Here is a 23,626-nt window from a genome sequence, read left to right as displayed (position 1 = left end):
CGCGTCACCGGCACCATCATAGGAGAGAACAGCAGTGAGTCAGCAATTCAATGTAGCGGTATTGGGCGCCAGCGGCGCCGTGGGCGAGGCGATGATCGAGATCCTGGAAGAGCGTGCCTTCCCGGTCGCCACCCTCTATCCGCTGGCCTCCAGCCGCAGCGCCGGCGACACGGTGCGCTTTGCCGGCAAGAACGTCGAGATCCTGGACGTGGAGGAGTTTGACTGGAGCCAGGTGCAGATCGCCCTCTTCTCCGCCGGGGCCGAGGTCTCTGCCAAGTGGGCGCCGATTGCCGCCGAGCACGGTTGCATCGTCATCGACAACACCTCCTGCTTCCGTTACGACGAAGAGATCCCGCTGGTCATTCCGGAAGTGAACCCGGACGCCCTGGCCGATTTTCGCAACCGCAACATCATCGCCAACCCCAACTGCTCCACCATCCAGATGCTGGTGGCACTGAAGCCTTTGCACGATGAGGTGGGTATCGCTCGCATCAACGTGGCGACCTATCAGTCCGTCTCCGGCTCCGGCAAGGAGGGGGTGAGCGAGCTGGCCGGCCAGACCGCCCATCTGCTCAACGGTCGTCCGGTGGAGCCCAGCCTCTACCCGCAGCAGATCGCCTTCAACCTCATTCCGCAGATCGACAGCTTCACCGACAACGGCTACACCCGGGAAGAGATGAAGATGGTGTGGGAGACCCAGAAGATCCTGGGGGATGCCAGCATCGCCGTGAACCCCACCTGCGTGCGGGTGCCGGTGTTCTACGGCCATGCCGAGGCGGTCCACGTCGAGCTGCATCAGCCGCTCGACGCCGAGCAGGTGAAGGAGCTGCTGCGCCAGGCGCCGGGCGTCACCCTGTTTGACGACGAGCATGACTATCCGACCCCGGTACGCGACGCAACCGGCAAGGACGAGGTACAAGTGGGCCGGGTTCGCCAGGATATTTCTCACCCCTGCGGTATAAATATGTGGATCGTGGCCGATAACGTTCGTAAGGGCGCCGCAACCAACAGCGTGCAGATTGCCGAACTGCTGGTGCGCGATTACCTCTGATCGGCGAGCTCATGGGCCTGGCGGGGAGGGATGCCCGCCAGAGATGGCACTGCCGAGCGCGAGGCAGATGTGACCGGGGGCGCACAGTGCGACTTCTGGAATGTTTCGCGATATCAACTGATTAAGTTTTTTCCTACACTCAGGGGCAAGTTGGGTGCTAAATGTGTCGGACTGCTGGCTTGCAACCTGAGCCTGATTTATATTGAACCGACTGTTTTGGGGTAACTATCCAGATTTTTCAATGTGATAGGGCCGTCATACGAAGGAACGAATATGGGACATTCCCGCATAACATTGGCAACGCTACTCGCATTGGGTCTGCTGGGCATGGCCCAGGCCGAAGACTCGACGCGGGAGCCCTTTTTTGTTGAGCTCAAAGGCCCGGACGAGCCGGCTCCACCCGCCGTCAATTCCCAGCCGCTGGCACAACCCGTCGCCACTCCCAGCGCCACGCCCCAGCCCAGCCGAGCGACGGCCCAGCCCATCGTGCGGCAGGTTGCGAGCAATGCCGGCAGTTATGGTCCCATTCGTCCCACCGACACCCTCTGGAGCCTGGCGAGCAAGTACCGCCCCTCCAACAGTGTCAGCGTCTACCAGACCATGGTGGCGATCTACGAGAAGAATCCCCGCAGTTTCGCTGACGGCAACATCAACCACATTCTGGTGGGCTCGCGCATCCTGCTGCCCACCGCCGCCGAGGCCAGCGTCATCACGGATGCCGAGGCCCGCGCCAAGTTCCGCAGTGACAACGCCAGCTGGAAAGGGCTGAGCCCGAAATATCTGGCCAACAAGCATGTTCAACCTGCCAAACCGGTGGCCACCAAGCCGGCCCAGCCCAAGGCGACCCCCACCAAGGCAGCCGAGCCGACCAAGCCCGAGGTTGCCAAGGTAGCGCCCGCCAAGGCGGCGCCCATTCCGGCCCCGGCTCCCAAGGTGGAGGCGCCCCAGCCGGCCACCGAGGTCAAGGAGGTTGCCAAGGCCCCCGAGCCGGTCGCGAGCCAGGCCGCGGCAACCAGTGCCGCCACCGCCAGTGCACCGGCCCCGCTGCCGGCCGACCTCGACAAGCCGGTCGGCAAGCCCTCCACCGAGATGGCGCTGGCGCTGGAAGATGCCAATGCCCAGCTCGGTCAGGTCACCGAGATGAACCACAGGCTCAAGCTGCGACTGCAGTCGCTGACCGAAGAGGTGGAGACCCTCAAGGCCCAGCTGCAGGATCAGACCGCCCTGCAAAAAGAGATTGCCGAGCTCAAGGCCAAGCCGGTTCCGCCGGCGGCGCCGGCCCCCGAGCCCAAGCAGAACTGGCTGATGGACCTGCTCTCCTCGCCGCTCAACCTCGCCATGATCATCCTGTTGCCGGTGCTGCTGGTGCTGGCGCTGGTGACTCTGTGGCTGCGGGCTCGTGCTCGTCGCGAGCTGGAAGAGCAGGAGAAGAGCCTGTCCGAATCCACCGCCATGGTGATGGATCAGGAGAGCAGCGAGTTTGACGAGCTGATGACGGTCGGCATAGCCGACGAGGAGCCGATGCGGCCGACACCGGATCTCAATACGCCGGATGGCTACATGGCGGTGGAAGAGCCCGCCGCGCCGGCCGATCTGGTGTTCAGCGATGATGGCGAGATGGATCTGGCCAGCTTCGATGCCGAGCCGGCACCAGCCGCCAAGGCCGCCATCCGGGATCCGGATCTGGTGCCCGATCTGGATCTGGCCCATGACGATCCCATCACCCTCGACACCGAGCCGGATCTCGATCTCGCCAGCGAGTTCAATCCCAAGCCCAAGGCTGACAACGAGGTCATGAGTGAAGAGGAGCTGCAGGCTGCCCTGTTCGCCGAGCTGGATGCGGATCTGGAGGCCGACCTGACGCTGGATGGCGCCGATGACGGCCAGCCGGACGCCGAGGCGGTGGTGAGCGATGAGGATCTCGCCTCCTTCGATCTGAGCGACTTTGAGACCGCCTTTGCCGAGCCGGGGGCCGACCAGGCTGCCGCTGCCGGTGCCGACGAGATGCTGGCTGAGCTGGGGCTGGAGCCCGAGCCGGTCAAAGGTAAGAAAGAGGCAGAACCGGATTGGGATCCCAACGAGATGGCCCTCTCCGATTTTGAGGATGCCTTCGCCGAAGTGGAGCCCCATCAGGGCGAGGTCAAGCCGCGCGAGCAGGCCCAGGAGAGCGGTTATGTCGAGATCGACAAGTTGCTGGCCGAGGCCGATGCCACCACCACGGAGCAGGAACCCTATCAGGGCTTCTCGCTGGATGTGGGGCTGGATGGCTTCCCCGAGGTGCTGCCGGAGTCCACCGGATTTGACGTGGATGCCGACGATGGCGGAGTGGGGGCCAAGCTGGATCTGGCGCGCGCCTACCTCGAGATCGACGACAAGGATAGCGCCCGCGAGCTGCTGCAGGAGGCGGCGGAGCAGGGCACCGAGCATCAGCGGGCCGAGGCCGAGAAGCTGCTCAAGCGCCTTGGCTAGGTAGCCACAGCACCATGATGACAGCAGGGGCAGCCGATGGGCTGCCCCTTCTTTTTGGCGCCTGGTCTGGCCTGGGCGCTGTGATTTGGGATTTTTGAGGCGAGATGGGTATAATCCGCCCCGTTTCTTTCACCGCATCCTTTCATCAGAAGACAAGTTTATCCATGCGAATTGCCCTAGGTATTGAATACGACGGCAGCCGGTATTTCGGCTGGCAGCGTCAGCGCGAAGTGATCAGCGTACAGGAGGAGCTGGAGAAGGCCCTCAGCCGGATCGCCAATCACCCCGTCTCCATCCAGTGTGCAGGACGCACCGATGCCGGCGTCCACGCCACCGGCCAGGTCATCCACTTCGATACCGATGCGAACCGTGCCGAAGGGGCCTGGACCCTGGGGCTCAACTCCAACCTGCCGCCCGACATCGCGGTGCGCTGGGTCAAGGAGGTGGACGAGGGGTTCCATGCCCGCTTCAGCGCCACCGCCCGTCGCTACCGCTACGTCATCTACAACCACAACTACCGGCCGGCCATCCTCGGCAGCGGCGTCAGCCACTACCACGAAGCGATCGACGCGACGCTGATGCACCAGGCAGGCCAGTGCCTCCTGGGTGAGCAGGACTTCAGCTCGTTTCGGGCCGTCGGCTGCCAGTCCAAGACCCCGTGGCGCAATGTGACCCACCTGTGCGTCAGCCGTCAGGGCCCCTATATCGTGCTGGATATCCGGGCCAACGCTTTCCTGCACCACATGGTGCGCAACATCACCGGCTCCCTGCTGCTGGTGGGGCAGGGGCTCAAACCGGTGGAGTGGGTGGCCGAGGTGCTGGCGGCCCGGGATCGCAACCTGGCAGGCCCCACCGCCAAGGCGGGGGGACTCTATCTGGTGGACGTGGATTACCCGCTGGAACTGGGCTTGCCGCAGGTGCCGCTCGGCCCGTTGTGGCTGCCGGACTCGGCACCGGGTACGACCAGTTTTTAGTAACTGGGCCCGAAAATTTGTGGTTTAATGATCCGTCATTTATTGCCATCGAGCTATTAAGTCATTGAACAATCTAGGCTCGATGCGTTTTGTCAGGCACAAAAGCATTAAGGAATTCCATGAGCTGGCTTGAGAAGATCCTTCCCAAGAGCAAGATCACTGCCCCGCGTCGCCACAACATTCCGGAAGGGGTGTGGACCAAGTGCAGTGCTTGTGAACAGGTGCTCTACCGGGCAGAGTTGGAGCGCAATCTCGAAGTGTGCCCCAAGTGTGATCATCATATGCGCATCAGCGCCCGTGCCCGCCTCGAGAGCTTTCTCGACGAGCAGGGCCGCACCGAAGTCGGTGCCGAGCTGGAGCCGCAGGATGTACTGAAATTCAAGGATTCCAAGCGCTACAAGGATCGTTTGTCAGCCGCCCAGAAGGATACGGGCGAGAAAGATGCGCTGGTGGTGATGAAGGGGACCCTCAAGGGGGTGCCGGTCGTCGCCTGTTCGTTCGAGTTCTCCTTCATCGGTGGCTCCATGTCCTCCGTGGTGGGCGCCCGCTTCGTGCGCGCCGTCGAGGAGAGCATCAAGGAAGGGCGCGGTCTGGTCTGTTTCTCCACCTCGGGTGGTGCCCGCATGCAGGAGGCGCTGTTCTCCCTGATGCAGATGGCCAAGACCAGTGCGGCGCTGGACCGACTCTCCAAAGCAGGCCTGCCTTATATCTCGGTGCTGACCGACCCCACCATGGGTGGCGTCTCCGCCAGTCTGGCCATGCTGGGTGACATCAACGTGGGCGAGCCCAAGGCGCTGATCGGCTTTGCCGGTCCCCGCGTCATCGAGCAGACCGTGCGCGAGAAGCTGCCGGAAGGCTTCCAGCGCTCCGAGTTCCTGCTGGAGAAGGGCGCCATCGATCTCATCATCGACCGCCGCGACATGCGCAACCGTCTGGCCAGCCTGCTCGCCAAAATGCTGAATACTCACGTCATCGAAGAGTGAAGATGAGTTCCAACATGCAACAATCCCAAAGCCGGTCGCTGGTCGACTGGCTTTCTTATTTGGAGCAGATCCACCCGGTCAACATCGACATGGGGTTGGATCGGGTCGGCGCCGTCGCCCGCCGCATGGGTCTTACCCAACTGCCGTTCAAGGTGATCACGGTGGCAGGCACCAACGGCAAGGGCTCCAGCTGTGCCATGGCGGCCAGCATACTGATGGAAGCCGGCTACCAGGTCGGCGTTTACTCCTCCCCCCATCTGCTGCGCTTTACCGAGCGGGTGCGGATCAACGGGGCCGAACTGGCCGACAGCGAGCACTGTACCGCCTTTGCCGAGGTGGAAGCAGCCCGCGGCGAGATTGCCCTTACCTTCTTCGAGTTCGCCACCCTGGCGGGCTTGTGGCTGTTCCGTCGCGCCGCGCCGGATGTGCTGCTGCTGGAAGTAGGGCTGGGTGGCCGGCTCGATGCCACCAATGTGGTGGAGTCCGATGTCGCCATGATCACCTCCATTGCGCTCGATCACTGTGACTGGCTCGGGGATACCCGCGAGGCGGTGGCGGTGGAGAAGGCAGGGGTGTATCGCGCCGGCAAACCCGCCATCAGCGGTGAGCCCAACCCGCCCGTCACCATCGCCAGCGAGGCGGCCCGCCTCGGCGCCTGCCTGCGTCAGGTTGGCATCGATTTTCGTGGCGATGAGCACGAAACCGGCTGGGATTATCACGGCCTTCATCAGTGGCACGACCTGCCCAAGCCGGCCCTGCCGCTGATGAACGCGGTCACCGTGCTGGCGGCGCTGGAGTCCCTCGGTCTGCCGTTGCCGGAGTCCGCCATCCGTGACGGGTTGGCCAACGCCAGGCTGGCTGGCCGGATGCAGCAACTGCAAAGCGCGCCGCTGGTCATCGTCGATGTGGCCCACAACCCCCATTCGGCAGCCTATCTGGCAGCCCAGTTGCGCAAGCTGCCCTGCAGCGGCGTGCGCCGCGCCGTGGTCGGCATGCTCAAGGACAAGGACATGGCGGGGTCGCTTGCCGAGCTCGATGGCCTCATCGGCGAGTGGTATCTGGCTAGCCTGAGCGGCCCGCGGGCGGCGAGCGCGGCCCAGTTGGCGGCAGCTCTTGGCAGCGAGCGGGGGCCGGCGACCCCCTTTGACGATGTGGGGCAGGCCTATGCTGCCGCGTTGGCCGCATCGAGTCCTGATGATATGGTCATTGTGTTTGGTTCGTTTTACACTGTCGCCGACATTCTGGCGGGTGGCGCCGTCTAGGCCACACCCCGGCTCCCCGGCCCTTTGGCGGGGAGCCAGATCGCATATTGAGTTACGTAAAGGTAGGATTCAACTTGGCCTCTAAGTTTCAAAACCGTCTGGTGGGGACCGTCATCCTGGTGGCCCTGGTAGTCATTTTTCTGCCGGATCTGATGGACGGCCACAAGCTGGAGCAGAAGGAAGAGGCGTTTGCCAAGATCCCGCTGCGCCCCGAGCTGGAACCCGCCAAGCCCGCCTTGCAGGTATCGGCCGCCAGCACCCTGCCGGCGGAACATCTGGCCAGCCAGCAGCAGGCGTCGGCTGCCGAGCAGTGGCAGGTGGAAGAGGTGCCCGAGCCGGTCACCCTGGGGGCCAAGCAGGGCCAGCCGCAGGTGCAGCAGCCGGCCGCCAAGCCGGTGACCCAGCCCGTTACACCGCCTGCGGCCAAGCCCCAGCCCAAGCCTGAAGTGATCGCCAAGAAACCGGTGGAGCAGCCCAAGCCCAAAGTGGTGCCGCCCAAGCCGGTAGAGGTGCAAAAACCGGTGGAGAGCAAGCCGCAGGCGGGCCAGATCAGGTCGATGGACGATCTCATCGCCAGCAAGATGGGGCAAGCGACCACGACCGTAGCCCCGGCGCCTGCAGCTACTGCACCGGCCCAGGGCAGCTGGATCCTGCAGCTCGGCGCCTTCAAGAATGTCGACAGCGTCAACGCGCTGGTGGGCAAGCTGCGGGCGGCGGGTTACTCGGCTCACACCTCGCCGCGCACGCCGGTGCAGGGTCAGCTCAACCGGGTCTTCATCGGACCGGATGTCTCCAAGACCAAGCTGCAGGGCATGCAGAGCCGCATCGGCCAGATGACCGGCCTGAGTGGTTCCGTGGTGGCTTACAACCCCTAAGAGGGACCACAAGATAAAAAAATACCGCGCTTCATTTTGGATGGGCGCGGTATTTTTTTAGATGCATTTCACCGGTTTGGGCAGGCCGCCGATCTTGGTGGCCTGCTTGGCGGGGCCTTCCGGGAACAGCTTGTAGAGGTAGCGGCTGTTGCCCTTCTCGGGGCCGTATTGCTTCTCCATCGCCTTGACCAGGGCGCGAATGGCGGGGGAGGTGTTGAACTCCAGATAGAAGGCGCGCACGAAGCGCACCACTTCCCAGTGCGGCTCCTCCAGTACGATACCTTCCTGCTCGGCCAGTACCAGTGCCAGCTCCTCGCTCCAGTCGTTGCTGTTGAGCAGATAACCCTTGGCATCGGTCTCGATGAGTTGGCCGTTGAATTCCAGCTGGTGGTGCTCGGACATGGTGGGCTCCTTGTGGCCTGTCAGGATTGGGCGGGCATGGTAGCGCCTTGTTCCCGGGTGAGCAACCGGCTCTCGTTGGCCAGGGCGAGCAATTCGTCCGCCAGCTGGCTGATGAGATTGAGCTGCTGGGTCAGCATCAGCTGCTCCTCGCTGCTGTCCGGGGTGATGACAGGGCACTGCCCCTCGATCTGCTCCGGCATCTCTCCCGCCAGATGGCCGGCGGCCCGCTCCAGGGTATGGCTCAGGTGGCGGCTGATCTCGTCCAGCTCGCCGATGGCCTCCAGCTTGTCGCGATGGGCGCCCAGCGCCGAGATGTAGGAGAGCAGGGCATGGTTGCGCCAGGTGAGGGTAAAGCAGAGATCGAGGAAGCGGCGGCGCTTTTGCGGCTCCACCAGCATGCTCTGCCAGGCCATGGCCAGTTCGCTGTCCGCCAGATGGGCGCTCTTGCGCGCCACCCGGTAGTCGAGTGACTCATCCCGCTGCTGCTGCAGGCTGGCGAGTACTGCCGAGAGGTAACGGGCGTTGGCCGACAGCGAATTGGCGATCAGGGTCGGCAGCCGTTTGTACTGCCAGTCCGGCCAGAGCCAGGCCACCAGGGCGTAGGAGAGCAGGCAGCCGAGCAGGGTATCGAGCATGCGCGGCCCCAGAATGGCAAAGCCGATGCCGTCCAGCAGGTTGAACGCCATCAACACGTAAAGGGTGATGAAGCAGACTGCGGCGCTGTAGTTGCTGCGCACCTGGGTGAAAAACAGGAAGGCGGCCAGCCCCATCACCACCAGCTGTACGTGCAGCTCGGGGAAGAGCCAGAGCACCGGGATCCCCACCAGCAGGCCGGCGAAGGTGCCGAGCATGCGCTGCACCAGCCGGCGGCGGGTGGCGCTGTAGCTGGGCTGGCAGACGAACAATACGGTCAGCAGGATCCAGTAACCCTTGTCCAGCTGGAAGGCCTGCAGAATGCCGTAGCCCACCACCAACCCGAGGGACAGCCGCAGGGCATGGCGAAACACCATGGAGTTGGGGGTCAGGTGCTGCTTGAGCTGGGTCAGCAGTGGCAGGCGGGCGGGCTTGGCCAGGGGCGGCAGGCTCTGCGGGGCCTGCTCGGGGTTTTGCAGCTCCTCGGCGCTTTGCAGCAGCTGGTTGATGCTGGCCAGGTTGCGGCGCAGAAACTTCATCGGTGTCAGCAGAGTTTTCGGGTAGTGCTGCTTGAGGTGAGTGAACTCCAGCTGATCACCGAGGGCCTCCAGCGTCCAGTGGATGCGCTTGTTGTGGGCATAGGGCTTGTGCACCAGGATGGCGTAGCCGAGCCGCTGGCACGCTTCGGAGAGCTGCAGGAACACCTCCTGGAAACCGTCAAGCACGATGCCTTGCTTGAGCTCGGCTTCCAGCTTGCTGTAGGGGTAGTGGCTGGAGGTGGCCCGCTCGTGGATCTCCAGCGCCAGCAGGTAGAGGCGCAGCAGGCTCGCCAGCTCGGGGGAGGCCCGGTGGCGGGTGCTGAGACGGGCGTTGAGCGCCGACTTGGTGAGCGTCAGGGCATTGACCAGATTGATGTTGAGCTGGGCCAGGTTGTGGCGAATGGCCTGGGCGCCGTGCTCGTCGGCCGGAAAGAAGCGGGATTTTTCCAGCAGATAGCGGGAGAGAGCAAAGTAACTCTGGGCCAGCTGCTCGTGCAGGGTCTTGTAGGGCAGCAGCCAGAGCCAGACCAGCGACACCAGGCCATACCAGAGCGCCCCGGCGCCGAGGGCCAGCGGCTGATAGAAGAGATCCGGCGCCTTGGCGGCTCCCAGCATGGTGTAGATGGCAATCAGCAGGGAGCCGAAGCTGATGGTGGCGTAACGCTGACCGAGCGCCCCCACCATCACGAAGATAAAGGTGGAGCTCGCGAGCCCTAGGGCGAACAGCCAGGGGGTGGGAAAGAGATACTGCACGCAGAGGGAGGCGAACAGGAAGCAGAGCAGGGTCATGGCGAGGTTCTTGACCCGGCCCCACAGGCTGTCGTCGGTCTCGGCGATGGCGCCGGCCACCACCCCGAGGGAGAGCAGCACGGTGAGCTGGATGTCGCCGGTCGCCAGAGTGAAGGCGAGCAGCCCCATGATGGCCAGCAGCACCTTGAGGGCGAAATAGATATGACTGTCAGTCAGCAGCCGGCGCAGCAGGCCAGAGAAATCCGTGGGCATGGGAGAGCGCAACCCTTGAGCGAAACGAAAGCGAGAGCATAACCGGTCAACAACGAAACGGCCCTGATTTGGATCAGGGCCACTTCGCTTCATATCCTTGATTTGCAACTTATCCTGACAGAAACAGGCGCCAATAAAAACCCCGCCGAAGCGGGGTGTTTGATTAGTTGCGGTTGCCGCCAAGCAGGCTCAGCAGACTCAGGAAGATGTTGTAGATGGAGACATACAGGGTGACGGTGGCGGAGATGTAGTTGGTCTCGCCGCCGCGCACGATCTGCTGGGTAGTCAGCAGGATGGCACCGGAGGAGAACAGCATGAACATGGCGGAGAGGGCCAGGCTCAGGGCGCTCATCTGCAGGAAGATGTTGGCGACCATGGCCACCAGCAGCACCCAGAAACCGACGAACAGCATGCCGCCGATGAAAGAGAGGTCACGCTTGGTGGTCAGGGCATAGGCCGACAGACCGAAGAAGGTGAGCGCGGTGCCGCCGAGCGCGGTCATCACGATCTCGCCGCCGCCGTTGTTCATGTACATGTTGATGATGGGGCCCAGGCTATAGCCCAGAAGACCGGTCAGGGCGAAGGTGAACACCAGCCCCATGCCGTTGTCACGATTCTTCTCGGTCAGGAACATCAGACCGTAGACGCCGATGAGGAAGATGGCCCAGTGCAGGGGCGGCATGTTCATCACGGTGGCGACCCCGGCCACCACGGCAGAGAAGCCAAGAGTGAGGGAGAGCAGCATATAGGTGTTGCGCAGTACCTTGTTGGTATCGCGCGCGGCACTCTGGGTGCCGGTATAGATAGAACGGGTATCCATCTTGGGTGTCCTCTTGATTTCCGGGGTGAGGCGGCAACGCCGCTTCGTTAACGCATTGTATGCACTGAATGTCGGGATGACGAGCGCTGATTTCAAGCCCCACCCCAGCCTGTTGCCCCCTACTATCCCAAATCAAATATGTATTGCATATGAACAAGGGGCTGACGTAGTATGCACGCCGTTCGGAGGGGTGGCAGAGCGGCTGAATGCACCGGTCTTGAAAACCGGCGATGGGCGACCATCCGTGGGTTCAAATCCCACCTCCTCCGCCATTTGTATAGCCCAACTGATTGATTCGGTTGGGCTTTTTTGTATCTGCAATTTTGGGTATGCCAGTGAGTATGCCATTAGGTGTTGGCTGTCCTACCCCTTGATAGCACTCCCTTGGACAAGTCATTGCCACAACTTTCTCAAGTTACTTAAAGCAAGAGAGGGCCATTGGCCCTCTCTTGCTATCGAAAGAACATCTCATCAAAGTCCGGCTCTTCATCCCAGATGGCGTGCTGACGCGCGTCCCAGCGCTCGACCAGATAGGGTTTGAGGGTTGCCAGGGAGGTGATGGTCGCCAGCTGGCCATGCAACTGCTTGATGTCCCGCTGCAGATAGTGTTGATGCTCCTCGAACGCGAGATCGGTCTTCTTCTTCGAGCGCTGTTTAAATTTGTGCAAGATAGCCCCCTGCACTCCCTCCGGGCCACGGTAAAAGCAGATCTCGAGCTCACGTTTTTTCTGCCAGAGCGCCGGGTTGATGGCCACGGCAGATTATCAGAGGGGAGGAGATGCGCCTATCCTCGCGGTCTGCTGCCGGAGAAAAGCGCACGAGGTGTACCGAGGTTGTGGTTCCCGAGTCACCCGGGCAGGCACGCAATCGCTAGAGCTGACTGCGCAGTATATTCACCAATACAGGTGCGAAGGGCTCCAGCTTGCCTTGTTTGGGCTGGCTCAGATCTTCGATCAGCATTGTCAGCAATTGTGCATCATCTTCCAGCGCCAGTGCCTGCTGATCATCGCCGTAGTGGGTCCAAATCAGGCTATCCACCAGCTGTTTGCGCTTGGCAACCAGCACCTTGTTGCTTTGCTCCGTATCACCCAGATTGAGTACCCGGATCGCCTCTTTGGCTCTTTCCGTCAACCCCTCAACCCGACCACTCCATTTAAAGTGCAACTCGGTTTCGCACTCAGGCATCAGCGGAGTCAACGGCAGAGGCTGCGAGCCATGGGCGGCATCGCACTGTTTCGGTGTTTTGCAACTGGCTACCAGATTGCTGAAATCCATGGTGCGCTTAGGGGCGAGATCCCTAGCCTCAACATGCTCGTTCATGGTGTCTTCACTGGTGCCGCTGATGGCTTGGCAACAGTAGGCGCAGAGATGGAATTGCTCAGTAGTGCAAGCCTCCCGGATCTGCTGGCGAATTGCCTGACCCTCTTCATCGTTGGGTAGGTCGTGATATCGAGCATGAGGATTTTGACGTTTGAATGACGCCAGACTTGCAGGTTCTTGTCCCTTATAAATCTTGCGCACGGCGCAGCTCCTCTTTGCGCAGCAGCAAGCTAGCCTTGGTCAGCTCCAGGTTGTTGGCTGGCAGCTCGGCTCTTAGCGCGGCCAGCAGGGCATTGGCCTTATCAAATTGCCGATCTTGAATTAAATCGAGTAAGTCATTCAGTCGGCTCGCCACCCGCTCATTGCGAATAGCGGTATCCATCACCTCCAGCAGCACCGAGTTGGCATCCTGACCATATTGGGATGGCACTTCAGTCAACTCGCCATTATCGAGCGAATAGACCAGTACATCCTTGCAATCGCTGATCACCAGGGGGGAGTGGGTGGTCAGCACAAACTGACAGTTGGGGAAGGTATCAGTGAGCCGCTGGATGATAGTACGTGCCCACTGGGGATGCAGGTGCATGTCCACCTCGTCGATCAGCACCACCCCATCGCCGTGCAGCGGATTTTCCAGCTCCGGATTCATCATTGCGAGGCGGCGGGCAATATCGCCCACCAGTGCCATCAGGGATTTCTCCCCTTGCGACAGTTGCAACACATTGAGGGTCTGACCCTCCTTGTCGATGGACATATGCAGACGCGGCTTACGGCGGACCTTCAGATTTTTAAATCCGGGCATAAAGTTGGCGATAGCTGTGCGCACCGCCGTCAACTGACGATCTCTGGCTGATGCCTGTGTCTGTTGCAACTTTTGCCAAAGATCAGGACCAAGTAAATCTTGAAGTTCATTAAGAACTTCAGTAGGGATTACCGACTCATTTTCGCTATCTTCCCGCTCGCGAAACCACTCAAAGAAACGACGAAAATCGACTCCTTGACTCAGTGAATTGTCATAACCATCGAGTTGGCGAAATGAATGTTTCTCTTTGATCTTTAGCGGAATATCCAGTACCACCCGCTCGACTGGGTAGAAGGCGATCAGGGGTAAGCTGACATTTTCCTGCTCTGTCAATCGTGCTCGATACTCATCGGCTAGTTTGCTAGCGTCGGTCAATATGGATTGCTCGTTGCTCTTGCGACCTGCGCGAGTTTTGGTGAGAGACCAGATGTATTCCCTCAGCTGATCGTGTAGTTGAAGAGAAACCACAGCGGTATTGGCGCCATTGAGGATTACCTCTTCCGGGATGGGGCTGCCACTGCCTTTGTCGCTGCGCAAACGGGCAACAAACCAGCTGAGCGAGGTCGCCAACGATTTGAGTACCGAGGTTTTGCCTGCGCCATTGTTGCCGATCAGCACGGTCATATTCGAGTTGACCCGCTCCGTGGGAGCAAACTCGATGGCAAGACGCTCAAAACGCCCCAGATTTTCGAGGGTGAGTTGTTTGATTTCCATGCTCTATTCCTAATTTTGATGCCAACACGACCTTATCTCGCCAGCACTTGGCTTACAACCCGCCGAATGTTGCCGCTGGCTGCCCATCATACGAGCGGGTTAGTCCGTTGTGCGAGTCTTGCTGGTCCCACGCTTACCTTTTTTGCCGCTGGCGGCGGCCCGCTCGGCTTGAATGCGAGCCAACAGGGCGGCGCTATTATCGCCACTGATAAGGTCCGGGTTGGCGGCGCGCCAGTCGGCGGTAAGCTCGCCGCGAAATGCCTTGACCAGAATGGCCTTGGCCCAGCCGACCCGACCCGACCCGGCTACGCAACGTGGTTTGGCGGCCACTTGGCAAGGTGTCAGCCAACTGCTCAGGGGTAAAAGCATAGTGCTGGCAAACCCGCTCGAATACCTCGCGCAATGAACGGGCTGCACCATCGGCCAATACCTTGAGCACAGCAGGCATCATGGCTTCGTAGCTGGGCAGAGGTTCTTTCATCGGGTAACCGGAGTGAGACAAGATAGGGGGTATATTTTGCCATAGCACCACAGCTGGAGCCAGTTGGTATCGAGGTCACTGGGAGCAACCTCAAAAAAACAGAGTCACCAAAACAAAGGGAAGGCCATGAATTGGCCTTCCCCACGACCTACCCACTTATCACGGACGAGTAGGTGAAAGATGCTGTGCCGACGTTGGGCATCCAGTTCACCGGTCAGCAGCTTGGCTTCCAGTGCCTTGATGATCTCCGGGAAAGCCTGGTCGAGATTGGCTATCTGCGCTTCACTCCATTCACCTATCAGACTGGCTCGATCGGATAGAAAATCGAGCCGGTAGCGACTCTGTATCAGACGAGCGCCAAAGCGTGCAGAGATATCACGCAGCAGACCTCAGCAAATGCTGGGGAGCGGTGTGAGAGTCTGGAGCTCTGGAGAGTGTGTTGGATGGGTCGTGGTCATTATTAGCGATACCTCAGTTGAATGTCTATACAGGTGCCGGGCTCGTTGTGGCGCTGTCGTAGTCTGGTCAGGTGCTCTGGGAGCGCTGTCAGGTTTGCCAGTCGCCCTCGGTAGAGCCGGGAGAGATTGGCGTAGTCAGGGTGACTCACCGTGATGGTCACCTGATGCCCTGACTGCCAGCGGCTAAACCGGCGGGCTTTGGCCTCTTTGATGGTGGTGATGCCGGGGACTGGTAACGTTTGCCGGTTGCGCAGATGCAGTGTGTTGAGCTCGGGGGCATAACGATGCACCTCGAGCCCGGTGATAAGACGAGTCATGAGAAATTACTCCGACGATTCCAAGGGCCAGCCTGTGAGGGCTGGTCCTTTATGCTGTTTGTGGATGAGCGAGACGGTGGGGCGTCAACGAGCGCAGTCAGCTGTCTCATTGATAACCGGCTTGCAGTTGAGTCGGTCCAGCAGGTGCCGCGAGCCGTACTGGGCCACTAGTCGGTCTATTGCCATCTGGGCGCAGACTGTTCTGCTGGGCTTATTTTCGGGTATGGCGTAACGAGCGGTGAGCCAGCCGCCGAGCAGGGCTATGCGGTAGCCGCTCGGGATGTGGGCGAGCGAGGTGCCGATGCCCCTCCCGTGAATAAGGAAAGGCACGGCTTGGCCGCCGATGTCGATATCCATGCGTTGGCCCTTTAGCTCAAAGGTGGTGAGCTCGCCGGTTTGCGGATGTTTGCCAGGTACCTTGATGGTGATGTGCTTGGCCATCTCACACCTCCGGTTTGGCTTCAAAATGGCGGGTTACAACGCCCGCCTCCGGGTCGATGCTGATAAATGCCGGGGCTTGCGGGTGGTACTGATAGAGCCGCGTCAGCTCGGCACGAAACGCCTCGACGTTTGGCGCAATCACATGGCCGGTATCCCCCTCGGCGTAGGTAAAAGTCTCCAGCTTTTCGGTGTGAATCCAGATGCCGAAGTACCACGCATCTGCCTCGGTGTCGTATTGTTGCCAGCCCTGGGCCAGCAGCGTCCGGTCGTAGTAGTAACGGTCTGCCTGATGGCAACCCCGGTCGATGCGGCAGCCCGTCACTGTGAGCTCAAGCGGGATACGCCCAGTCTTGTTAGCCTTCTTGACCCGGCGCATCAGCTTGAGGGCCTTGGCCCGGCTGCGGCCATTACCGAGCGGGAGTGGCTGCCTGGCCCGCAATGCAAGGTGGGTCATTATCTTCGGCGCGGTGTTGTGGTTGAGATGGCTGATGGCAGTGGTGAGCTGCCGAGCGGTCAGGGTGTTGTAATCACGCAGGTCGTGCATGGGTGGGTTCCTTAAAATGCAAACAGCCCCTCGGTGTGAGGGGCTGCATGAGGTTGTGGGGAGGATTGTCTACAGCGATTGCTTGAGGCGGTTGATGTCTCGCTGATAGCGACGGCGGTGGCTGTGCCAAATCACCCGCTCGGCTGCAGCCTCCAGCAGTGCCGTGGTCACTGTGCGAGGCAAAACCAGATTTGCCCCGTCCCAGTTATCCAGCTCCAACACGCCGGAACGCATTAGGTTAGCCAGCTGTACATCGAGCCTTTGGGTCAGCTCCAGTGCAATGAACTCCTCGATATGGGCTCGGAGACGGGCGATAGCGGCCTCTGTCCCCATGGGTGATGCAGTGGGCGTTGTCATGTATGGCTGCTCCAATCCGGCGTGTCGTTGCTGCCGTGGTTAACGTAGGCCCCTACTATCACCCGCTGCCACTCGCCGACCGGTTGACCCGCTGCATTACAGGGGCAGCGAAAGCGGGCGAAGTTAATCTCACGCGGCAGGTGCTCGCGCATATCGCGGGGACTGACAAAGAGCGTGGTCTTGTGCAACACCGGGTTGGGGGCCACCAGCGGGCCACCAATACGCCGCCCCTCTACATCGTGGGCATAGGCAAAACTCGGCAGCATCAACTGCTGACTGATGAGCTTGGTAAGTGCTGGATGGGCACACATGGCCTCTGCCACGGCGGCTTGGCTAAAGCTGTCGTTGAACTCAATCATTGATGTTTCTCCATTGCTTCCGGTGAACGGTAAGCCGCTGCCAGCAGCGCAAATTGTTCGACCAGATAGCTGATGCTGATGCCCAGTTCATCACTGACCCCATCCCCTAGACGGTGATGCAGGTGTGCCATGTCATCGGCGATACGTTGGGCCAGCACGGCAGTGTTGTGCGGCGGTGAACTCGTTATGGTCAGGGTGATGGAAAGAGCCATTACATCTCTCCCCAAGGGGCTTTTTCCCACAGTGACAGTCGAGTCAGCACGTCTTGCGCCAGTGCTTGCTGAAACTGCTGTATCACCTTCACTAGCCGAGGTGCCTGCTCAGGGCTTCCGGTCCATTCGCTCGATTGGTACAGGGCGCAGCAGGTGAATTTGTAGAGAGCCATCAGTTCGCTATCGGTGAGTGGAGCCTGGTGGTAACGGTGGGCAGGTTTGAGCGGACTCAGCTTGGTCGAGTGGTGCTGGCGTGGTTCCTTGTGCTCTTGCTGACGCCCCAGCTGATAGCGATGCCAGACTGCCCGACGATTGGCGAGCATCATCAGTCGTGCCAGCCGGTCTACCCGCCACGTCCAGGTACTGGTCGTGTCTGCTGGCGGCAGCCACCAGAGGGTGTGCAGTAGCTCCATGGTGTAATGGGGTGGCATCGGGGCATTGCAAAAGCGGTGTAACTGCACGGCAAAGGCAAGGTAGTCCTTGCGATCGATCATGAAGGCAGACATGGGAATAGCTCCTTGAAATGCAAAAGGCCACCTGCAGTGAGGTGGCCTTGCTGGGGATCGGAATATCCGGATCATGGTGTTGGCGCGGATGATCCGGGTTTGGGGATGCTGGCGTTATTCGTGCGCCTACTCTGTGCTGGGGAGAGCCGCATCGAACAGGATGGCGTAGAGCGCACAATCAATGCCGTTAACGGCGTCGTGATGCGGGTAATAGGGCGGTGCGTCTCGGGAGCGCTCGAAGTAGTCGCCAAAGCAGCTGAGACACTCGCGTATCTCGACGGTGGAGCCTTGCAGCAAGGTCTCTTCAAACTCCTTGGCGTAGGCCCTGTCATCACAGGCCTTGGCGACGGCTTTCTCCAATAACGCCAGCGCCCCTTGGTTGCTGGCGGCTGCCAGGCCATGGCGCAGCTTCTCGAGAGTCTCCTCTAAGGTATAGGGATTGGGTAATCGCATGGTGTTTGTCCCTTCTTGGCGCAGCTGATGCAGCAGCGCATCAATGGCCTCTATGCAGTCGGCCTGGGTGAGTTGATAGCCGTTAGGCAGGTGAGCCACGATGGCAGGCTCGGCCCGCATCTCGACGTTGTCAGCAAGCCAGCAACGCAATTCGAGGAGGATATCGAGGGCGGTGAGGTGTGACTTACCTGGGGTTGGAGTCATAGTTGACCTCTCTCGGCCAGCGAGACTACGCCCTCTGCCCCAACCACCAGATGGTCGAGCAAACGGATGTCGACCAGGGCCAGCACGTCTTTCAGGGCTTGGGTGAGGGCCCGGTCTGACTGGCTGGGTTCGGGGTTGCCGCTCGGGTGATTGTGAACGGCGATTATCGAGGTACTGCAAAGAGCTAAGGCCCGCTTGACCACCTCGCGGGGGTAGACGCTGGCACCATCGAGGGTGCCGCGAAACAGCTCCTCAAAGGCTAATACCCGATGCTGGGCATCGAGGAACAGTGCACCAAACACCTCATGCTCCCGGTCCTGCAGCAAGGTTTGTAGCCGCTCTGCTGCGTCGGTGGTGTTGGTGATGGCGGCGCCCTTAGCCAGGCGCTTGCGGGCAATCTGATTGGCGATGCGTAGCAGGTCCTGCTCGGTCACCGGCTCGGTGACGACATAGGTGCCTGGGTGCTCCCCGGCTTTGAGTTTGTGGTAACGCATATGGGGTTCTCCAAATAAACAAAACCCCGGCATGCAGGAAGCATGGCGGGGTCAAAGGCAGAGAGGTTGTTGGTTCACCGTGAGAGTAGTTCAGTTGGCTGTCGTGATGGCTCCTGTCGTGGCGACGGATTCACTCTGTATCGGCATCAGCGGTTCGGCTTCTGCTCGGGTGAACGCGATGGGGTGATGCGTGATAAAGCGGTCCTGCCATTGTGCGAAGATCTGAGTGAATTGCGCTGGGGTTAAGGGACCCCCTTGGCATTAATACTGGTGCTGTTCGATATCGACGTAGAGCTCCTGAAAGGGCCGTTGCATGTCAGGCCAGCTGCTGGCATCCGTGACACTGAGCAATTGCCATTGCACATCCCCAGGGTCTGTCGTGCCAGGCCACTGCAGTACCAGAGTGGTCGTGGTGTGGGCCATATCCCCTTCGGTTGGTGTGAGATGCAATAACCAGCGCTTGCTGGCAGGGGATATACCAGGCTGCCTGGATAAAGCTATCAATGCGAGCCGCCACGGTCGTGTTGATGGAGAGAGTAATCATCATGATGTGGATACTCCTTATCCGGAGGAGCGCAGGCTTCTAACCAGCCGAGCAAGGCCATAGCCAATCAGTCCTCCGATAACCACGGGACCACCCAGTGAGCGACAGACACAACTCCCCACACCGTACAGCGCTGCCCGGCCATAGGGTGTCAACAGCAGCGTGCCGGTGGCGATGGCAGTGCTGACCTGTGGACTGCGGGCCTGTGCGTCGATACACCAGTTAACGAAGTGTTCGCAGTTATTGGTGAGGGGATGGTACTGATGCTCGCCCAGGCGAGAGAGCGCCCGTTGAAGGCGAGCATCGGGGTCATAGGTGGCAGAGAGGTGGGGTTGCACCGTGACGGTGCGGCCATCTGCAAAGATTGCCAGCGAGACGATTTCCACCCCGTCAGCCTGCTCGCGGCTCGACAGCCCGCCGCCATAATGAATGACCTGCTGCCCGCCCAGATACAGGCCATGATGGGTAAACAATCCCCGTGAAACGACCAGGTGGTCACCTCGTTTCATAACGTACTCCCATAAGTGCGTGAAGACCGAAATGAACAAGCCCCGGCAAATGCCAGGGCTTGTTCGATATGAAGACATCCAGTGTGATGTGTCACATGAGTAATATCGGTCTGAAAAATTATGGAAGTGAAGAAAGTGGCTTACTCCATATTAATGAGAAAAGTCCGCCATCAGGATGATGATTTAATCTGTTGGTGACGTTCCTTAATCAGCATTTCCAGCACATCACTGATGCGCATGTTATAATGCGCGGCTAGTGAGTCTAAGTGCGCTTTTGTTTCGTTCCTCAAATATGTGTTTACCGCTTTCTTATCTGTGCGTTGTTGGCGCAGTTTGCGTTGATTCCAAGCTTTGTTGAGATTGAGTAAAAATAATCGTTTACTGTCGGGGGCATCGACCCACAAATCCAGTGCGGCACGCACGGCCAATAACCGTTCATCATGGTTGTATGGCGTAAACCAATGCGTTAGTTGTCGCGCAGATGAAAACATAGAGGTGTTTGCGCCAAAAGTGAGAGGAAAATGTTTCTGTAAACTTTCCCAAGCCCACTGCACCGATGCCTCTTCATTAGGCAACCATTTTAGCGGAATTGGTTGCGCGTATACGTATTTCCATTTTTCTTTGAGTCTTTCAAGTAAGTTCTCTTTAAAGCCTATTGCTTGAGGTGAGACAGTAAATCGGTCCATAAAGGTGATGATGAGCGATAGTCGTCCTTGATGATTACATGGCGAACTGCTCAATCCCAGCCTGTTATACATATTATAAAAAGAGTTGTTTTCAAATGGTATACCAAGTGTGTTGTCCTCCGTTTGATAAATGTACGCCCACAACCAAAACGCCGCGCGCGTATCTTCTTTGAACCAATCAAAATGTGATATGGGAAGGATGTTTGCCGCACACGCTTGCTCTAGTTCAGCAATCAAATGGTAGCGTTCATTCTTGTTTGATGTGACCATTGAAATCATATCGTCAATTGCCATCTGACAGCTATGGATATCATTTTGGTCACAACTGGATATTTGCATGTGCCTGGTATTATTAAGATAAGTAAGGCAAAACTGACATCTTCGGATATCCATAGTCATAGCGGACTGTCGTACATCATCGTAACTTGTTTTCATGTTTCCTTGCACCCATAAAAACTACGTAGTGGTGAGACCGTATCACGATGGAGGCATTGCTGTCTCCAAAAAATGCCTCTTGTCGTCATATCGTATCTATATGTTAGTTTTTACATTGTTTTATTGAGGCTTTACTGAGGTTTTTTTGTAGTTTTTTTTAGTCAAGGAGGCCTCCCGCAACCCATCTCTGTTGCTGTATCCCTCGGTAAGACACGCTGTAACCTCCTTTTCCCTGCCACAGTTCTCCTTGTACTAACGGTCTCGTCGGTCATTGCATCCAGCCTTGCCGCCTCACTTGCAGCTAGGCTAACAACCATACTCACCATTTTTTTATTACTGGGTCTGGCATTCTTTTTAGGGTGACTGGTGGCCTGATTTATGCAGGAATAGGACTGGTGTGCGTGCCAGTGAGCGGGAGTGCTTGGGAAGTAAAAAAAGACTGGAGGCTTAATGAGGTGGTCACTCGTCATCTTCGTTTCATGCCTAGACAGCAAAGAGATAAAGCGGGAGGTTGGAACAACAATGTGGTGGTGATGTGATGGACCTTGTAGCCATGCTGCTACAGTTTCTCGCGATGAGTGAGAGGTGAGGGCGGCTCTTTCGACGGGTAAAAAGGAATGGCGGCAAAATGATAACTCCAGAGTGGTTTTTACCACTGTGAGTGCAGCCATATACATGGCCGAGGCCTTGTGGTGTCTGGATTTACCTTTCCATTAAGCCAACTAAATACGAGGTGAAACATGTCGGATTGTTAATATAACATATAAGAAGTGACATATAGGTGTGCGTTAGTAATGGATTAATATACGTTGATAATACATGGCAACATGAATGTGGAAGCAATGTACGAACCAATGGCAACGTATAGAGAAATGACAATAAGTAAATAGATAGCGCAGAAAGCATAAGTCGTAGTAATGTTGGGTCTATGCTCAGTATAATGAATGCAAGGTAATGACTAGGTGTGCGAAGCCAATAAGCATGGGATGTATTTATTATAGCTGCGAGTCATGTAAATCATATCTGTGGTTCATGTGGTTCATGTGGTTCATGTGGTTCATGTGGTTCATGTGGAGCATGAATGCAGGACATATGTCTGTAGAGATATGGCATACATAAAACATAGATGCTAACAGATTTCATTGAGAGCGAAAGTGTTGCTGTAGGCATGCCCTCTCCCAGAGGTGGAATATGAATATGGCCTCATTGATAGGCTTGCGATGGTTTGTCCATAAGGATGTGTTGATATAACCCTGCAGGGATATCGATGGCGGTCGTAAGGAATATATGTGAGGTGTAGGTAGGCATCTGCCATCTTAATCCAATTATCTACTCAGAGGCCTGTGTCGCATCATGAAACGTTTTATCTGGAATAGCGAAATGAGCGAGTGGGCTGATATCTAACCTCTGTGTCAGGGTGGATAGAGCCTATATGACCGGCATAGTGACTGATACTGTTATCGACGTTATAGCCGACGTTGATGAGGCCACTATGGCTGGATGTTAAACAACATGACCGTCAATGGATTTCCTAGTGGGTAGGATGCCTGAATGAAGGGGGAGAGAAAGGGATACTATCGGTCATCTGTATCGCGTTTCTGTTTCATGGTGCGTTGTTGGTGATTGAGCCTATCTGACGTGCCCCCTCAATGAGCCGTGTAGTCTGGCGGGTTCGTTATCGTTCCTGCGAGTGCCGTACAGTCCTTTGAGACCCATGGCATTTAACGAGTCATCTTTCCTTGGATAATGCCTCAGAGAGCGAATGAAGCGCCATACAAGGCCTTGTCGTTCAGGGTAACGCGTTGTACTTCACCGTCAGCGCCATCAGTACCATCAGCGCATCAATGCGCCCATCACCTGAGCAGGCATCCGGTTCAAATCGTCATGCCCGGAACAATCGACATAAATTCTTACGGCGACATCCATCTAGTGACACCAAACACACCCAAGAGGATTTCATCATGTTGTCACTGTCTGGCCCGTACCATAACGCTTACTACCTGCAGCGCTGTCAGGACACTATCGACCGGGCGCTTGAGACCCACCCCAGACTCATGGCGGTGCGTATCGACCTACGCTTCCCTAGCAAGGAGCTGGCAACAGATATTAAGGCCATTTCCCGCTTCATTGACTCGCTCAAAGCCAAGCTCAAAGCAAACTTGAAGGCTAAGAAAAAAGAGGCTGAAGGCAAGCGTGTACATGACACCGCCCTGTTTTATATCTGGGTCAGAGAGTATGGGGAGCAAAGTGAGCAGGCCCATTACCACCTGGTGCTAATGCTCAACAAGGATGCGTTCTGTTCATTAGGTAACTACCAGGCAAGTCTGACGTGCAACCCGAGGCCAAGCCTGTCAGTGATGGTACGCCAAGCGTGGTGTAGTGCCTTGAAGCTAGGCGATATGGAAAATCATGTGTCTCTGGTGCACTTTCCCAAAAACCCCTGGTATTGGATCAGGGCAGAGGAGCGAAACTCTGTCGACTACAAAGGGTTTCTTGAGCGTGTCAGCTACTTAGCCAAAGACCGGACCAAGGCGTACAGCAAAGCTGCCCGGTCATTTGGGTGCTCTGCCGGTGGCAAGAAACAGACGGAGTCATTAATGCCTGATGGCCAGTGACCCAAAGGGGCATAAACCAGAGAGCTTTCGGACGCTCGCCCCCCCCCGAGCAATCCTCGTTACCAAGACATCACCTCGCCCCGATGGGCTCCATCGGTATTTCTCTACGGCACTTGTTATCTGATGAGCAGACATAGCACTCACATCATCACTACTGCCTGACCT

26 protein-coding genes, 1 tRNA gene and 1 pseudogene are annotated in these 23,626 nt (G+C 58.2%); 8 read left to right on the top strand and 20 right to left on the bottom strand.

The genetic code is table 11. The features are described from left to right. The first annotated feature begins 34 nt into the window (after positions 1–34). The 6 genes from ACB031_RS04495 to dedD all read left to right on the top strand — a co-directional run bounded on the left by ACB031_RS04495 (position 35) and on the right by dedD (position 7,614). The gene (locus tag ACB031_RS04495) at positions 35–1,051 is read left to right on the top strand and encodes an aspartate-semialdehyde dehydrogenase (RefSeq protein WP_017764176.1); all 1,017 of its coding nucleotides are present in this window, start codon (positions 35–37) and stop codon (positions 1,049–1,051) included. 273 nt (positions 1,052–1,324) lie between these two features. Continuing rightward, positions 1,325–3,520 (top strand): FimV/HubP family polar landmark protein, encoded by a 2,196-nt coding sequence (locus ACB031_RS04490; RefSeq protein WP_371139099.1) that lies wholly within the window; start codon positions 1,325–1,327, stop codon positions 3,518–3,520. Positions 3,521–3,684: 164 nt separating this feature from the next. Beyond that, a complete protein-coding gene (truA, locus tag ACB031_RS04485) occupies positions 3,685–4,494 on the top strand; it encodes a tRNA pseudouridine(38-40) synthase TruA (protein ID WP_017786704.1) in 810 nt (269 codons plus the stop codon). A gap of 119 nt (positions 4,495–4,613) precedes the next feature. Further along, a complete protein-coding gene (gene accD / locus ACB031_RS04480) occupies positions 4,614–5,477 on the top strand; it encodes an acetyl-CoA carboxylase, carboxyltransferase subunit beta (RefSeq protein WP_005302503.1) in 864 nt (287 codons plus the stop codon). Between the two features lie 2 nt (positions 5,478–5,479). Further along, on the top strand, positions 5,480–6,739 hold the full coding sequence (gene folC, locus ACB031_RS04475) for a bifunctional tetrahydrofolate synthase/dihydrofolate synthase (protein ID WP_371139098.1): 1,260 nt from the start codon (positions 5,480–5,482) through the stop codon (positions 6,737–6,739). Between the two features lie 74 nt (positions 6,740–6,813). Then, the gene (dedD, locus tag ACB031_RS04470) at positions 6,814–7,614 is read left to right on the top strand and encodes a cell division protein DedD (protein WP_010633598.1); all 801 of its coding nucleotides are present in this window, start codon (positions 6,814–6,816) and stop codon (positions 7,612–7,614) included. Positions 7,615–7,671: 57 nt separating this feature from the next. Here the strand turns inward: dedD and ACB031_RS04465 are convergent, their stop codons facing one another. From ACB031_RS04465 to ACB031_RS04455, 3 genes are all read right to left on the bottom strand, one after another. After that, positions 7,672–8,016: a TusE/DsrC/DsvC family sulfur relay protein gene (locus tag ACB031_RS04465; RefSeq protein ID WP_005302496.1), complete on the bottom strand. Its 345-nt coding sequence runs from the start codon at positions 8,014–8,016 to the stop codon at positions 7,672–7,674. A gap of 20 nt (positions 8,017–8,036) precedes the next feature. Then, positions 8,037–10,190, bottom strand: coding sequence for a YccS family putative transporter (gene yccS / locus ACB031_RS04460; protein ID WP_371139097.1), 2,154 nt, complete (start codon positions 10,188–10,190; stop codon positions 8,037–8,039). A gap of 163 nt (positions 10,191–10,353) precedes the next feature. Further along, positions 10,354–11,010: a Bax inhibitor-1/YccA family protein gene (locus tag ACB031_RS04455; protein ID WP_005302492.1), complete on the bottom strand. Its 657-nt coding sequence runs from the start codon at positions 11,008–11,010 to the stop codon at positions 10,354–10,356. 184 nt (positions 11,011–11,194) lie between these two features. Here ACB031_RS04455 and ACB031_RS04450 point away from each other — a divergent pair. Beyond that, positions 11,195–11,282 (top strand) — tRNA-Ser (locus ACB031_RS04450). 180 nt (positions 11,283–11,462) lie between these two features. On the opposite strand, the gene ACB031_RS04445 is transcribed toward ACB031_RS04450, so the two are convergent. The 17 genes and pseudogenes from ACB031_RS04445 to ACB031_RS04365 form a co-directional block, all read right to left on the bottom strand. Further along, positions 11,463–11,678, bottom strand: a complete 216-nt coding sequence (locus tag ACB031_RS04445) for a hypothetical protein (RefSeq protein ID WP_371139096.1) — start codon at positions 11,676–11,678, stop codon at positions 11,463–11,465. A 202-nt stretch (positions 11,679–11,880) separates the two neighbouring features. Next, entirely contained in the window at positions 11,881–12,531 is a 651-nt protein-coding gene (locus ACB031_RS04440; protein WP_371139095.1) for a hypothetical protein, read from the bottom strand. Further along, positions 12,515–13,846, bottom strand: coding sequence for an AAA family ATPase (locus tag ACB031_RS04435; protein ID WP_371139094.1), 1,332 nt, complete (start codon positions 13,844–13,846; stop codon positions 12,515–12,517). Before ACB031_RS04435 ends, ACB031_RS04440 begins: the two co-directional genes overlap by 17 nt. Before the next feature lie 99 nt (positions 13,847–13,945). Further along, the gene (locus tag ACB031_RS04430) at positions 13,946–14,215 is read right to left on the bottom strand and encodes a hypothetical protein (protein ID WP_371139122.1); all 270 of its coding nucleotides are present in this window, start codon (positions 14,213–14,215) and stop codon (positions 13,946–13,948) included. Then, positions 14,202–14,294: pseudogene (locus ACB031_RS04425) on the bottom strand (hypothetical protein); the annotation flags it as partial. The pseudogene ACB031_RS04425 and the gene ACB031_RS04430, both read right to left, overlap by 14 nt. Before the next feature lie 137 nt (positions 14,295–14,431). Further along, positions 14,432–14,674, bottom strand: coding sequence for a type IV toxin-antitoxin system YeeU family antitoxin (locus tag ACB031_RS04420; RefSeq protein ID WP_371139121.1), 243 nt, complete (start codon positions 14,672–14,674; stop codon positions 14,432–14,434). Between the two features lie 113 nt (positions 14,675–14,787). Then, entirely contained in the window at positions 14,788–15,102 is a 315-nt protein-coding gene (locus ACB031_RS04415; protein WP_371139093.1) for a hypothetical protein, read from the bottom strand. An 84-nt stretch (positions 15,103–15,186) separates the two neighbouring features. Beyond that, positions 15,187–15,543, bottom strand: a complete 357-nt coding sequence (locus ACB031_RS04410; RefSeq protein ID WP_371139092.1) for a hypothetical protein — start codon at positions 15,541–15,543, stop codon at positions 15,187–15,189. Position 15,544: 1 nt separating this feature from the next. Next, entirely contained in the window at positions 15,545–16,087 is a 543-nt protein-coding gene (locus ACB031_RS04405) for a hypothetical protein (protein WP_371139091.1), read from the bottom strand. 69 nt (positions 16,088–16,156) lie between these two features. Beyond that, a complete protein-coding gene (locus tag ACB031_RS04400; RefSeq protein WP_371139090.1) occupies positions 16,157–16,444 on the bottom strand; it encodes a hypothetical protein in 288 nt (95 codons plus the stop codon). Next, a complete protein-coding gene (locus ACB031_RS04395; protein WP_336988038.1) occupies positions 16,441–16,803 on the bottom strand; it encodes a hypothetical protein in 363 nt (120 codons plus the stop codon). Before ACB031_RS04395 ends, ACB031_RS04400 begins: the two co-directional genes overlap by 4 nt. Beyond that, entirely contained in the window at positions 16,800–17,015 is a 216-nt protein-coding gene (locus ACB031_RS04390) for a hypothetical protein (protein ID WP_371139089.1), read from the bottom strand. Before ACB031_RS04390 ends, ACB031_RS04395 begins: the two co-directional genes overlap by 4 nt. Beyond that, the gene (locus ACB031_RS04385) at positions 17,015–17,521 is read right to left on the bottom strand and encodes a hypothetical protein (RefSeq protein WP_371139088.1); all 507 of its coding nucleotides are present in this window, start codon (positions 17,519–17,521) and stop codon (positions 17,015–17,017) included. The genes ACB031_RS04390 and ACB031_RS04385 overlap by 1 nt, the downstream gene beginning before the upstream one ends. Positions 17,522–17,647: 126 nt before the next feature. Next, positions 17,648–18,178, bottom strand: a complete 531-nt coding sequence (locus ACB031_RS04380; RefSeq protein WP_371139087.1) for a hypothetical protein — start codon at positions 18,176–18,178, stop codon at positions 17,648–17,650. After that, positions 18,175–18,672 carry a DNA repair protein RadC gene (gene radC, locus ACB031_RS04375; RefSeq protein WP_371139086.1) on the bottom strand — a complete coding sequence of 166 codons (498 nt, stop codon included), beginning with the start codon at positions 18,670–18,672 and terminating at the stop codon, positions 18,175–18,177. The genes ACB031_RS04380 and radC overlap by 4 nt, the downstream gene beginning before the upstream one ends. Positions 18,673–19,233: 561 nt before the next feature. Next, complete coding sequence (locus tag ACB031_RS04370) at positions 19,234–19,725, bottom strand: lecithin retinol acyltransferase family protein (RefSeq protein ID WP_161785163.1); 492 nt, start codon at positions 19,723–19,725, stop codon at positions 19,234–19,236. Between the two features lie 170 nt (positions 19,726–19,895). Next, complete coding sequence (locus tag ACB031_RS04365; RefSeq protein WP_371139085.1) at positions 19,896–20,705, bottom strand: hypothetical protein; 810 nt, start codon at positions 20,703–20,705, stop codon at positions 19,896–19,898. A 2,102-nt stretch (positions 20,706–22,807) separates the two neighbouring features. On the opposite strand from ACB031_RS04365, the gene ACB031_RS04360 reads away from it, so the two are divergent. Further along, positions 22,808–23,461: an inovirus Gp2 family protein gene (locus tag ACB031_RS04360; RefSeq protein WP_371139084.1), complete on the top strand. Its 654-nt coding sequence runs from the start codon at positions 22,808–22,810 to the stop codon at positions 23,459–23,461. The last annotated feature ends 165 nt before the right edge of the window (positions 23,462–23,626 follow it).

This window comes from Aeromonas sp. S8(2024) (assembly GCF_041403085.1).
GTDB classification, from domain to species: Bacteria; Pseudomonadota; Gammaproteobacteria; order Enterobacterales; family Aeromonadaceae; genus Aeromonas; species Aeromonas dhakensis.
The sequence above is the reverse complement of the archived record's forward strand: the minus strand, read 5'-3'. Positions and strand labels throughout refer to the sequence as shown.

Coding starts and splice junctions, on each gene's coding strand:
- ACB031_RS04490 (WP_371139099.1), top strand. CDS start 1,325: ATGGGACATTCCCGCATAACATTGGCAACGCTACTCGCATTGGGTCTG.
- truA (WP_017786704.1), top strand. CDS start 3,685: ATGCGAATTGCCCTAGGTATTGAATACGACGGCAGCCGGTATTTCGGC.
- accD (WP_005302503.1), top strand. CDS start 4,614: ATGAGCTGGCTTGAGAAGATCCTTCCCAAGAGCAAGATCACTGCCCCG.
- folC (WP_371139098.1), top strand. CDS start 5,480: ATGAGTTCCAACATGCAACAATCCCAAAGCCGGTCGCTGGTCGACTGG.
- ACB031_RS04465 (WP_005302496.1), bottom strand. CDS start 8,016: ATGTCCGAGCACCACCAGCTGGAATTCAACGGCCAACTCATCGAGACC.
- yccS (WP_371139097.1), bottom strand. CDS start 10,190: ATGCCCACGGATTTCTCTGGCCTGCTGCGCCGGCTGCTGACTGACAGT.
- ACB031_RS04455 (WP_005302492.1), bottom strand. CDS start 11,010: ATGGATACCCGTTCTATCTATACCGGCACCCAGAGTGCCGCGCGCGAT.
- ACB031_RS04435 (WP_371139094.1), bottom strand. CDS start 13,846: ATGGAAATCAAACAACTCACCCTCGAAAATCTGGGGCGTTTTGAGCGT.
- ACB031_RS04430 (WP_371139122.1), bottom strand. CDS start 14,215: ATGCTTTTACCCCTGAGCAGTTGGCTGACACCTTGCCAAGTGGCCGCC.
- ACB031_RS04415 (WP_371139093.1), bottom strand. CDS start 15,102: ATGACTCGTCTTATCACCGGGCTCGAGGTGCATCGTTATGCCCCCGAG.
- ACB031_RS04410 (WP_371139092.1), bottom strand. CDS start 15,543: ATGGCCAAGCACATCACCATCAAGGTACCTGGCAAACATCCGCAAACC.
- ACB031_RS04405 (WP_371139091.1), bottom strand. CDS start 16,087: ATGCACGACCTGCGTGATTACAACACCCTGACCGCTCGGCAGCTCACC.
- ACB031_RS04400 (WP_371139090.1), bottom strand. CDS start 16,444: ATGACAACGCCCACTGCATCACCCATGGGGACAGAGGCCGCTATCGCC.
- ACB031_RS04395 (WP_336988038.1), bottom strand. CDS start 16,803: ATGATTGAGTTCAACGACAGCTTTAGCCAAGCCGCCGTGGCAGAGGCC.
- ACB031_RS04390 (WP_371139089.1), bottom strand. CDS start 17,015: ATGGCTCTTTCCATCACCCTGACCATAACGAGTTCACCGCCGCACAAC.
- ACB031_RS04385 (WP_371139088.1), bottom strand. CDS start 17,521: ATGTCTGCCTTCATGATCGATCGCAAGGACTACCTTGCCTTTGCCGTG.
- ACB031_RS04380 (WP_371139087.1), bottom strand. CDS start 18,178: ATGACTCCAACCCCAGGTAAGTCACACCTCACCGCCCTCGATATCCTC.
- radC (WP_371139086.1), bottom strand. CDS start 18,672: ATGCGTTACCACAAACTCAAAGCCGGGGAGCACCCAGGCACCTATGTC.
- ACB031_RS04370 (WP_161785163.1), bottom strand. CDS start 19,725: ATGAAACGAGGTGACCACCTGGTCGTTTCACGGGGATTGTTTACCCAT.
- ACB031_RS04365 (WP_371139085.1), bottom strand. CDS start 20,705: ATGGCAATTGACGATATGATTTCAATGGTCACATCAAACAAGAATGAA.
- ACB031_RS04360 (WP_371139084.1), top strand. CDS start 22,808: ATGTTGTCACTGTCTGGCCCGTACCATAACGCTTACTACCTGCAGCGC.